The 11,078-nt window shown below is 66.9% G+C and carries 9 protein-coding genes; 7 read left to right on the forward strand and 2 right to left on the reverse strand.

The genetic code is table 11. The features are described from left to right. From ACXJKH_RS08090 to ACXJKH_RS08115, 6 genes are all read left to right on the forward strand, one after another. Positions 1–2,169 (forward strand): polysaccharide lyase 6 family protein (locus tag ACXJKH_RS08090; RefSeq protein WP_457319038.1); only part of this gene is annotated, 2,169 nt, incomplete at its 5' end. Then, on the forward strand, positions 2,166–4,400 hold the full coding sequence (locus ACXJKH_RS08095) for an oligoalginate lyase (protein WP_457319039.1): 2,235 nt from the start codon (positions 2,166–2,168) through the stop codon (positions 4,398–4,400). The genes ACXJKH_RS08090 and ACXJKH_RS08095, both read left to right, overlap by 4 nt. Next, positions 4,397–5,689: an MFS transporter gene (locus tag ACXJKH_RS08100; protein WP_457319040.1), complete on the forward strand. Its 1,293-nt coding sequence runs from the start codon at positions 4,397–4,399 to the stop codon at positions 5,687–5,689. The genes ACXJKH_RS08095 and ACXJKH_RS08100 overlap by 4 nt, the downstream gene beginning before the upstream one ends. A gap of 42 nt (positions 5,690–5,731) precedes the next feature. After that, positions 5,732–6,487: an SDR family NAD(P)-dependent oxidoreductase gene (locus tag ACXJKH_RS08105; protein WP_457319041.1), complete on the forward strand. Its 756-nt coding sequence runs from the start codon at positions 5,732–5,734 to the stop codon at positions 6,485–6,487. Between the two features lie 35 nt (positions 6,488–6,522). After that, complete coding sequence (locus ACXJKH_RS08110; protein WP_457319042.1) at positions 6,523–7,704, forward strand: GDSL-type esterase/lipase family protein; 1,182 nt, start codon at positions 6,523–6,525, stop codon at positions 7,702–7,704. Then, positions 7,701–8,804, forward strand: a complete 1,104-nt coding sequence (locus tag ACXJKH_RS08115) for a sugar kinase (protein WP_457319043.1) — start codon at positions 7,701–7,703, stop codon at positions 8,802–8,804. The genes ACXJKH_RS08110 and ACXJKH_RS08115 overlap by 4 nt, the downstream gene beginning before the upstream one ends. Positions 8,805–8,830: 26 nt before the next feature. Here the strand turns inward: ACXJKH_RS08115 and ACXJKH_RS08120 are convergent, their stop codons facing one another. Both ACXJKH_RS08120 and ACXJKH_RS08125 read right to left on the reverse strand, forming a co-directional pair. Further along, positions 8,831–9,259, reverse strand: coding sequence for an NUDIX domain-containing protein (locus ACXJKH_RS08120; RefSeq protein ID WP_457319044.1), 429 nt, complete (start codon positions 9,257–9,259; stop codon positions 8,831–8,833). 125 nt (positions 9,260–9,384) lie between these two features. Beyond that, complete coding sequence (locus ACXJKH_RS08125) at positions 9,385–9,957, reverse strand: OmpO family porin (protein ID WP_137191825.1); 573 nt, start codon at positions 9,955–9,957, stop codon at positions 9,385–9,387. Positions 9,958–10,653: 696 nt separating this feature from the next. Here ACXJKH_RS08125 and ACXJKH_RS08130 point away from each other — a divergent pair. Next, on the forward strand, positions 10,654–11,016 hold the full coding sequence (locus tag ACXJKH_RS08130) for a DUF1428 domain-containing protein (protein WP_457319045.1): 363 nt from the start codon (positions 10,654–10,656) through the stop codon (positions 11,014–11,016). Positions 11,017–11,078 lie beyond the last annotated feature (62 nt).

An 11,078-nucleotide genomic window follows, 5' to 3' on the forward strand; every position in this document is an offset into this window, starting at 1 on the left:
GCATTGGGCCTTGCGGCCGGCGCACTGCCCGCCTTCGCGGCCGACCATCTGGTCCATGATGCCGCCGGGTATGCCACGGCGACCAAAGCGCTGCAGCCGGGCGATACCGTCATCCTCGCCGACGGCGTATGGCGCGACATCGACCTGCTGCTACGCGGCACCGGCAAAATTGGTCAACCAATTAAGCTGACAGCGCAGACCCCGGGCAAGGTGATCCTCAGCGGCCAGTCGCAGCTGCGCCTGGCCGGGTCGTACCTGGAGGTGTCCAACCTGGTGTTCCGCGATGGCTGGGCCCCGGGCAGCGAAGTGGTGTCCTTCCGCGCCTCGTCCAAGGAGTGGTCCACCCACAGCCGGGTGACCGGCGTGGTGATCGACGGCTACAACAAGCCGGACCGCCAGCAGTCGGACAACTGGGTCGGGATGTACGGCCAGGACAACCGCTTCGATCACAACCAGCTGGTGGGCAAGACCAACGCCGGCACCACCCTGGTGGTGGTGCGCAACACCAGCAGTGGGCTGGACAACCGCCACCGCATCGACCACAACTGGTTCGGCCCGCGCCCCAACCTGGGCAGCAACGGCGGTGAGACCATCCGGGTGGGCACCAGCACCGACTCGCAGTCCAACTCCAATACCGTGGTGGAGAACAACTGGTTCGAGCAGTGCGATGGCGAAGTGGAGATCGTGTCCAACAAGTCCGGCGGCAACCTGTATCGCGGCAACGTGTTCTTCGAATCGCGCGGCTCGATGGTGCTGCGCCACGGCCACGGCAACGTGGTCGAGCGCAACGTGTTCCTCGGCAACAACAAGGCCCACACCGGCGGCGTGCGGGTGATCAACCGCCACCAGATCGTGCGCGACAACTACTTCGAGAACATCGCCGGCGACAACTTCGCCGCGGCACTGGCGGTGATGGCCGGCACCCGCGATGCGCCGTTGAACCGCTATGAGCAGGTGGACGATGCCCTGATCGAGCGCAACAGCTTCATCGGCGTGCGCCAGGTGTTCCTCGGTGCGGGCCTGGATGACGAGCGCAACGCCATGCCGGTCAACAGCCGCCTGCGCGGCAACCTGTTCATCGGCGATGGCAGCCGCGAGCTGCTGCGCAGCCAGGGCGATCTGGAGGGCATCGCCTTCAGTGGGAATGTGCAGAGCCCCAGCGTGTCGCCCGGCTTCCCCGCGGGTGTGAGCGCGCAGAAGGTCACCCTGCAGCGCGCGGCCAACGGGCTGCAGTACCCGGTGGAAACCATCGCGGCGGGCGCGCCGCGCGACCTCGCGCCGATCGCGCGCGAACAGGTCGGCGTGAGCTGGTATCCCAAGGCGCTGGCCAGCACCGCGCTGGACAGCGGTGCCACCCGCAAGGTGGCCCCGGGTGAGGACACCCTGAGCCGCGCGATGGCCAACAGCGCCCCCGGTGACCAGTTGCAGCTGCAGCGCGGCCAGTACCGCATCGACCAGGTGTTGAACGTGGACCACCCGGTCAGCGTGATCGGCCCCCGCCGTGGGCGCGCCAGCCTGCAGTTCTCGCGCCCTGCCCTGTTCGAGATCCGCGCCGGCGGTTCGCTCAAGCTGACCGGGCTGGATATCGACGGCGCACTGGCGCCGGACGCGGCCGGCAGCGCGGTGGTGCGCATCGCCCCGGGCAGCCAGGCGTTCAACTACACCCTGCTGATCGAGGACAGCCGCATCCACGGGCTGACCACCAACAAGGCCTTCGATGTGGTCAACGCCGGCAAGGGCAGCCTGGCCGCGCGCATCGCGCTGCGCAACACCACCGTGGAGGACATCAGCGGCAGCGTGATTGCCGCCGCTGCCGAGACCGACGACCTGGGCACCTACAACGCCGAGCAGGTGGACATCGTGGATTCGCAGTTCCGCAATATCACCGGGCCGCTGTTGAACCTGTATCGCGGTGGCACCGATGAAAGCACCTTCGGCCCGACGCTGCGGGTGCACGGCAACCAGCTTGAAAACGTGGGCGTGGCCGCCGACACCAGCCTGCGCCTGCATGGCGTGCAGACCGCCACGCTGACCGATAACCAGTTCCTCCGCAGCGGACGCGTGCGCTTCAGCCACCGCGTCGGCGAGCCCCGCCTGGCCGCGCACGGCAACGTGCTCGACGCCACCGCGGCGATGCAGTCCGATACTCCAGCCGAGACCCTGCCATGACGCGTTCCACGCCCCTGATGCTGCTGCTGGCGGCCTCCTTCAGCGCCGCCGCGCTGCCCGCCGTTGCCGCCGCACCTGCCGGCAGCCAACAACCGGCGGCCGCTGCCAGCGCCCCGGTATTGGTGACCGCCGCGCAGTGGCAGCAGATGCGCAGCGATGGCGCCAGATACCCGGTGTTTGCCAAGGAACAGCAGCGCGCCGAGCGCCTGGTGCGCGGCATGATCAAGGCCGGAATCGATGTGCCGGTGCCCAAGGACAAGGGCGGCGGCTACACCCACGAACAGCACAAGCGCAATTACCAGGCCATCCAGGCCGCCGGCGCGCTGTACCGGCTGACCGGCGACAAGGTGTATGCCGACTACGCGCGCGACCTGCTGCTGGGCTACGCCAAACTGTACCCTGGGCTGGGCGCGCATCCGCAGGGCCGCGGGCAGATTCCCGGCCGGCTGTTCTGGCAGACCCTCAACGATTCGGTGTGGCTGGTGAGCGCGGTGCAGGGCTACGACGCGATCCGCGACAGCCTCAGCACGGCAGACCGCAAGACCATCGACGACGGCGTGTTCCGGCCGATGGCCGACTTCCTCAGCGGTACGCCGGAGAACTTCGACAAGATCCACAACCATGCCACCTGGGCGGTGGCGGCGGTGGGCATGACCGGTTACGTGCTGCGTGACCCGACCTACGTGGACAAGGCGTTGAACGGCAGCAAGCGCGATGGCAGCGCCGGCTTCCTCAAGCAGGTGGACCAGCTGTTCTCGCCGGACGGCTATTACGAGGAAGGCCCCTACTACCAGCGTTATGCGCTGGCACCGTTCATCCTGTTCGCCAATGCGATCCAGCGCAACGAGCCGCAGCGCGGCATCTTCAAGCGCCGCGACGGGGTGTTGCTCAAGGCCGTCGATTCGCTGGTGCAGAGCAGCTACGGCGGCTACTTCTTCCCGATCAACGACGCCATCCTGGACAAGGGCCTGGACACCGAAGAACTGGTAGCCGGCATCGACATCGCCTACGCGCAGACCAGCGACGCGCGGCTGCTGTCGGTGGCCAAGGCACAGAAGCGCGTACTGCTGTCGCCCGAAGGCCTGCAGGTGGCCCAGGCGCTGGCGCAGGACAAGGCCRAGCCGTTCGCCTTCGTGCCCACGCTGCTGCGCGATGGCCCGGACGGCACCGAAGGTGCGCTGGCGATCCTGCGCATGGGCGGTGAAAACGGCCAGGCGCTGGTGATGAAGAACACCAAGCAGGGCATGGGCCACGGCCACTTCGACAAGCTCAACTGGCTGTTCTACGACAACGGCCAGCGCGTGGTCACCGATTACGGCGCCGCGCGCTTCCTCAACATCGAAGCCAAGGCCGGCGGCATCTACCTGCCCGAGAACAACAGCTGGGCGCGGCAGACGCTGGCCCACAACACGCTGGTGGTGAACGAGCAGAGCCACTTCGGCGGCGACTGGAAGAAGGGCCAGGCGCTGGCGCCGACGCCGCTGCTGTTCGCGGTCAACGACGATACCCAGATCGCCTCGGCGCGCATGGACGGTGCCTACGACGGGGTGAGCTTCACCCGCACCCAGGTGCTGCTGGCCCATCCGRCGCTGACCGAGCCGGTGGTGTTGGACCTGCTGCGGGTCAACGGCAGCAAGGCGGCGCGCTACGACCTGCCGCTGCATTTCAACGGCCACATCATGGACGTGGGCTTCAAGGCGCAGTCGGCGGTGGCCGCGCGGCCGGTGCTGGGCAAGGCCAACGGCTACCAGCACGTGTGGATCGATGCGTCCAGCGAGCCGAGCAGCGAGGCGCGCAGCCTCACCTGGCTGCTGGACGGACGCTTCTATACCTATCGCTTCGCCAGCACCGCACCGTCGCGTGCGCTGATCGGCGAAAGCGGGGCCAATGATCCCTCGTTCAACCTGCGCCGCGAACCGATGCTGCTGCAGCGCGTGGATGGGCAGGCTGCCACCACGTTCTATGGCGTGCTCGAACCGCATGGCCAGTACGACGGCACCGCCGAAACCGTGCGCGGGGCCAACAGCCGCATCGACCGCATCGCCCACTACCGGGGCAAGGATGCCGACGTGCTGGTACTGGACCTGGCCGGCGGCAAGCGCGTGACGCTGGGCATCGCCGATGACCCGTCCAAGGGCGGCGCGCATGAGGTGAGCGGCGATGGCCACAGCTGGCGTTGGGACGGCGGCTGGAAGCGCTTTGACACCGGCAGCGGCAAGGACGGCAAATGAAGGTCACCACCCAAGCGCGCACCTACGTGCGCTGGTTGATCGTGGCGCTGATCGCCGTTGCCACGGTCATCAACTACATCGACCGCAACGCCCTGGCGGTGATGTGGCCGCAGATCTCCAAGGATGTGGGCGCAACCAAGGAAGACTACGCGCTGCTGGTCACGGTGTTCATGCTGTTCTACGCCGCCGGGCAGTTCGTGTTCGGCCGGTTGTTCGACATCATTGGCACGCGCCTGGGCTTTGCGCTGTCGATCGCGGTGTGGTCGATCTCGATCGCGCTGCACTCGGTCACCCACTCCATCCTCTCCTTCAGCCTGGTGCGGGCGATGCTCGGCATCAGCGAGGCCGGTGCCTGGCCGGGCGCGGTGAAGGCCAACGCCGAGTGGTTCCCCGCCCGTGAGCGGGCGCTGGCGCAGGGCGTGTTCAATGCCGGCGCGTCGATCGGGGCGATCATCTCCGCGCCGCTGATCGCGGTGCTGTTCCTGTGGCTGGGCTGGCGCGGCACCTTCATCCTGATCGGTGCGATCGGCTTCATCTGGTTGCTGCCGTGGCTGATCATCTACCGCGCCGGGCCGGACAAGCACCCATGGGTGAGCGCGGCCGAGCGCGCGTTGATCCTGGATGCGCCGACCGAACAGCCAGCGGTGCCAGTGGCCGAGTACGTGCCCAACGTGCGCCAGCTGCTGGGCCATCGCCAGACCTGGGGCATCCTGATTTCGCGGTTCTTCCTGGACCCGATCTGGTGGCTGTTCGTGTCCTGGCTGCCGATCTACCTGGCCGACACCTTCGGCTTTGACATCAAGCAGATCGGCATCTTCGCCTGGGTGCCGTATGTCGGCGCGATGATCGGCAGCCTCGGTGGCGGCTGGTTGTCCGGGCGGCTGATCGGTGCCGGCTGGAGCGTGGACAAGGCGCGCAAGGTGGTGATCACCCTGGGCGGGGCGATCATGGCCCCGGCCCTGCTCGGCGCGGTGCTGGCCACCGACCCGGTATGGGCGGTGGTCACCATTGCCTTCGTGCTGTTCGGCTTCCAGATCGCCATCGGCAACATCCAGACCCTGCCCGGCGACATCTTCAGCGGCAAGTCCGTGGGTTCGGTGGCTGGCCTGGGTGGCATGGCCGCAGTGGCCGGCACGCTGATCACCACCTGGCTGGTGCCGGCGATGACCCACGAATCCTACGCACCGATTTTCATCCTGGTGGCCGCGCTGGTGCCGGCCTCCCTGCTGGCGCTGTGGCTGGTGACCGGCCGCGTGGAAAAGATCCACGGCCCGGTCGAACCGCGCTGATTCCCTTTCCGTTTTCCCCCCAACGCATCACAGGAGTTTTCCATGACCCAATTCAAGGACAAGGTGGCCATCGTCACCGGTGGCGGCCGTGACATCGGCCGCGAGATCTCGCTCAAGCTGGCCGCGGCCGGTGCCAAGGTCTGCATCAACTACGCCAACGACGAGGCCAGCGCGCAGGACACGTTGCAGCAGATCGAAGCGGCCGGTGGCACCGCCATCGTGCACCGCGCCGACGTCACCGATGCCAAGGCGGTGGCCGGCATGGTCGCGGCCACCCAGGCCGCGTTCGGCCCGCAGATCGACGTGCTGGTGAACGTGGCCGGCGGCATGGTGCAGCGCCGTCCGCTGGCCGAGATCGACGAGGCGTTCTTCCACAAGGTGATGGACCTCAACATGAGCTCGGTCTACCTGACCACCCATGCGGTGGTACCGCACATGCCCGAAGGCGGTGCGATCGTGAACTTCGCCTCGCAGGCCGGTCGCGATGGCGGTGGCCCGGGCGCGGCGATCTACGCCACCGCCAAGGCCGCGGTGATGACCTTCACCCGGGCCATGGCCAAGGAGCTGGGCCCGCGCGGCATCCGCGTCAATGCGCTGTGCTGCGGCATGATCGCCACCCGCTTCCATGATGAGTTCACCAAGCCGGAAGTGCGCACCGCCGTGGCCGGCAACACCCCGCTGCGCCGCCAGGGCCGTCCGCAGGAAGCCGCCGACACGGCCGTGTACCTGGCCTCGGACGCGGCCGGTTTCATCACCGGTGCCAACGTGGACGTCAACGGCGGCACTTACTTCTCTTGATGGATATGTTCTGCTGACCGCCTGGGAGGGCTGCCATGCTGCGCTGGACCACTGCACTTTCAATTGCACTTGCCACCAGCGCCGCTGCGCTGCCCGCCCATGCCCAGGTCTGGGTGCCGGCATGGACCGCCTCGCCGGCACCGGACCGCCTGGACGGCACGCCGGAGGCCCCGGTGCAGTTTGCCCGGCAGACCGTGCGCCAGGACATGCGCCTGGCCAGCTCGGCCACCGCGCTGCGCTTCCGCATCAGCAATGAACTGGGCGATGCGCCGCTGACCATTGGCGGCGCCTCGGCCCAACGCACCGGCACGGCCACCCCGGCCAAGCTGGTCACTTTCAATGGTCGCAGCGAAGTGGTGGTGCCCGTGGGCGCCGCCCTGCTCAGCGACCCGGTGGCGATGACGGTGCCGGCCTTGGCCGATGTATCGCTCACCGTGTATTTCCCCGAACCGACCAAGCCGGCCGTGCGGCGTACCGCACTTCGCATCGTCGACGGCCGCCAGGCCGAGGTGGGCGACAAGGTCAAACTCGCCTACCGGCAGAACGTGGTGTCGGCGGTGCTTGCCGAACGCGCCAGCAAGCCGGTGGTGGTGGTCGCCCTGGGCGATTCGATCACCGAAGGCGCCACGGCCACGCGCGGCAGCAATGGCGATTGGCCGGCGCTGCTGTCCGCGCGCCTGCAGCAGGCCTGCCCGGACCGGGTGGTGGTGGTCAACGCCGGCATCAGCGGCAACAAGGTAATGGACCACGGCCGCAGCCACAGCGCGCTGGCGCGGCTGGACCGCGACGTGATCGCGCTGCCCAACGTGAGCAAGGTGATCGTGTTCGAAGGCATCAACGACATCCGCCACGACGGCGGCACCCCGCCCAAGGCCGGCCGCAACGCCGAGGACATGGTGCTGGGCTACCGGCAGATCGCCGAGCGCCTGCACGGCAACGGCATCGGTGCGATCGCGGCGACCATCACCCCGTTCGGCGGCTCGGACCGCTACGAGCCCACCGCCGCCGCTACCCGCACCCAGCTCAACACCTGGATGCGCGGCGGCCGCAGCGGCTATGACGGCCTGATCGACTTCGACCAGATCCTGCGCGACCCGGCCAACCCGGAAAACCTGCCCGAGGACATTACCCGCGACCACCTGCATCCCAACGATGAAGGTTACCGGCGCATGGCCGAGGGCATCGACCTGGGCCTGCTGGGGTGCAAGGCACGATGAGCACGCAGCAGTTCGCGCTGGCCGCAGCGCACGGCCAGCGCTGGGATGCACTGGCGCTGGGCGAGGTGATGCTGCGCTTCGATCCCGGCGAAGGCCGGATCCGCAACGCACGCCAGTTCAACGTGTGGGAAGGCGGTGGCGAGTACAACGTGGCGCGGGGCCTGTGCAGCACCTTCGGGCACCGCAGCGGGGTGTTGACCGCGTTGCCGCGCAACGAACTGGGTGCGCTGGCCCAACAGCTGATCCAGGCCGCTGGCGTGGATACCGGCCAGATCCTGTGGCGCGACTACGATGGCATCGGCCGCAACACCCGCATGGGCCTGAACTTCACCGAGCGCGGCTTTGGGGTGCGTGCACCGCTGGGCATCTCCGATCGCGTTACCTCGGCCGCCTCGCAGCTGCAGGCGCACGAGTACGACTGGGACGTGCTGTTCGGCCGCGACGGCGCGCGCTGGCTGCATACCGGCGGCATCTTCGCTGCGCTGTCCGAGCACAGCGCGCAGACCGCCATCGCCGCGGTGCGGGCCGCGCGCCGGCACGGCGTGGCGGTGTCCTACGACCTCAACTACCGCGCCAGCCTCTGGGACAGCCATCCCGACCCGGATGCCGCCCGGCATGCCAACTGCGCCATCGCCGCCGAGTGCGATCTGCTGGTGGGCGATGAGTACTCGTTTGCGGCGTGCCTGGGCATGGACCTGGCCGACCTGGGTCGACGCACTACGCCGATGGATGTGGGCCCGGCCGACGCCGCCGCGCAGCGCGCGCTGCAGCGCTTCCCGAACCTGCAGGCGGTGGCCTTCACCCTGCGCGACGCCAGCAACGCCGCACGCAATGGCTGGGGCGGTGCATTGCGTACGCGCGAGACATTGTTCGTCTCGCGCACGCGTGAGGTCGACCTGCTCGATCGCGTGGGCGGCGGCGATGCCTTCGTGGCCGGCGTGGTACACGCCCTGCTCAGCGGCAAGGGCGAACAGGCCGCGGTGGAACTGGGTGCGGCGCATGGCGCGCTGGCAATGTCCACGCCGGGCGACAACGCCTGCGCCAGTCTGGAAGAAGTGGAAGCGGTGGCACGCGGCGACAGCGCCGCCGCCAAGCGCTGAGCCGGCCCCGCCCGCAGCGCGACCGTTCAGTGCGCCATTGAAAGATGCGCCAGCGCGCGCAACGTGGACACGGTCAGCGGCGTGGGCAACGCATCGGGGGTAAACCAACCCAGGGCGAGCAACGCCTCTGGTTCCTTCACTGCCGCTACCTGCGTTTTATCCTGCGCACGCACCAGATACACCGGCGCCACCCAGTGCTGGCCCAGCGCCGGTTCGAAATGGTCCACCACGCACAACAACCGCTCCACCGCCACGCGCAGCCCGGTTTCTTCCTCGACCTCGCGGATCACCGCGTGTTCGACGGTTTCCATCCAGTCCACCTTGCCGCCGGGCAGGCCCCAGTGGCCTTTCTCCGGCTCGCGCCCGCGCTGCACCAGCAGGAGTGCGCCATCGGCACGCTGCACGACGGCACCACAGCCAAGCCGGGGGTGTTGAGGATCGGAGGGCGTGGTCATGCGGGAGCCTTGGGTGTGAGAACGCGCATTATCGACGGTGCCGCGCGAAGAACGAGAAAGGCCCGGCAATGCCGGGCCTTTCCTGCCACGCCGTTCAGGCACGTGGCGATGCGGTCACGCTGGAATTACCAGCTGAAGCGCGGGCCGACCGACCATTCCTTGTCACCATGGCGATCCATCTTGATGTCGCCGTTGATGCCCCAGTTCTGGTTCAACTTCACCTGGCCACCCAGGCGGCCGTAGAACTGGCCATCCGGATTGACGCCGTGCTTCTTGCTGTAATCCTCGTAGCCGGCCATCGCATAGACTTCGGCGTGCTGGCCGAACGCGGTACGGATACCGGCTTCAGCGCTGTAGCCGTTGAAGTCCAGGCCTTCCTTCGGGTCGAACTTGTTGTAGGCAACGCGGCCCACGAAGTCGGTGCTGTTGCCGATTTCCTGGTTGTAGCCAACGCCGACGCGCCACTGGTCAACCTTGAAGTTGCCGATGTCGGTCTTCTGCTGGTTGTACTCACCGAAGGCGTGGAAGTTCGGCAGGAACGCATAGGAACCCTTCACGCCCCAACCATCGGCCTTGCCGCCGTCTGCGTCGGTCTTGACGTAGTCGCCTTCGGCGTAGTTGTAGGACAGGCCTTCAGCAGCCGAAGCGGCGAACGGCAGGGCGGCGGCGAGGGCCAGGGCAATCAACGAAGTCTTCATGGGGGTACACCTTTTTGTCGTGAACTGCTTGCAGCCAGCGCGGACGCCGCTCTGCATCGGGAATGTAAATTCTCCGTTATTCGCCACAACCCGCCCTGAAGTCGATAGGTTTCATATCAGTGAATTTTTGGCGGCGGTTCAGTTGCGCTCTGGCATATACGCGCGCGCTGCGATTTCAGCGGGAAAACAGCGCTGAAGCGTGCATGCGGCGTGATCCTGGCGACGTTGATGCTGAACGACAAGGGAAGGCCACGGCGCCGTGCGGCGATACGCCAGCATCGGCAAACAGCAAATTGGAATCTGGTCACGACGATGCCCTTTCGGGGCGTCACGCGTTGGGGAAGCCGCTCTTGGGGAGTAGTCGGCTAACGCGTCCATCCTCCGTGATACACCGGCAACGCAACGGAGGCGTTGCTCAGGTCGCTCGTGTGGGCGTCCTTTCCGGCTCCCCATCTTCGATGGAATGCGTCAGCCCCGATATCAGGATCTTCCTCGTCGGCGTTCGGATTTTTCTGACCCCATACGTGCATGGATGCTTGCGTACTGTACAACCCGTTGAATTTGCTGGAATTTATCGGCTCAGGGCGATCCTCATCACATCGACAAAGTGCACTGCGGCGCACTGTCGATCGTTCTCCCCCTGATTCGTCGTATGCAGTGAAGGCGCCCATTCCGGTGCGCCATCCGGAGCTTGGCATGGCTTATATCGATGGATTCGTAATCGCCGTCCCCACCGCGAACAAGGACGCATTCCTCAAGCACGCACAGATGTGTGATGCGATCTGCATCGAGCACGGCGCCACCMGCGTGGTGGAGTGCTGGGGCGATGATGTGCCGCACGGCAAACAGACCGACTTCCATCGTGCGGTGGAGGCCAAGGCGGATGAAACGGTGCTTTTTTCGTGGATCGAATGGCCGGACAAGGCCACCCGCGATGCCGGCATGCAGAAGATGATGGATGACCCGCGCATGGATCCGGAAACCAATCTGATGCCGTTCGATGGCAAGCGGATGATCTACGGCGGCTTTGTGCCGGTGGTGGAGCTGAGCGGGACGTAAGGACTTCATCCGGGCCACACAGTGGCCCCATCGTCCGCCCACGCAGAGGCAGGATCCTGACC

The sequence above is a fragment of the Stenotrophomonas sp. P5_B8 genome, assembly GCF_054049855.1.

Coding starts and splice junctions, on each gene's coding strand:
- ACXJKH_RS08100 (WP_457319040.1), top strand. CDS start 4,397: ATGAAGGTCACCACCCAAGCGCGCACCTACGTGCGCTGGTTGATCGTG.
- ACXJKH_RS08105 (WP_457319041.1), top strand. CDS start 5,732: ATGACCCAATTCAAGGACAAGGTGGCCATCGTCACCGGTGGCGGCCGT.
- ACXJKH_RS08110 (WP_457319042.1), top strand. CDS start 6,523: ATGCTGCGCTGGACCACTGCACTTTCAATTGCACTTGCCACCAGCGCC.
- ACXJKH_RS08115 (WP_457319043.1), top strand. CDS start 7,701: ATGAGCACGCAGCAGTTCGCGCTGGCCGCAGCGCACGGCCAGCGCTGG.
- ACXJKH_RS08120 (WP_457319044.1), bottom strand. CDS start 9,259: ATGACCACGCCCTCCGATCCTCAACACCCCCGGCTTGGCTGTGGTGCC.
- ACXJKH_RS08125 (WP_137191825.1), bottom strand. CDS start 9,957: ATGAAGACTTCGTTGATTGCCCTGGCCCTCGCCGCCGCCCTGCCGTTC.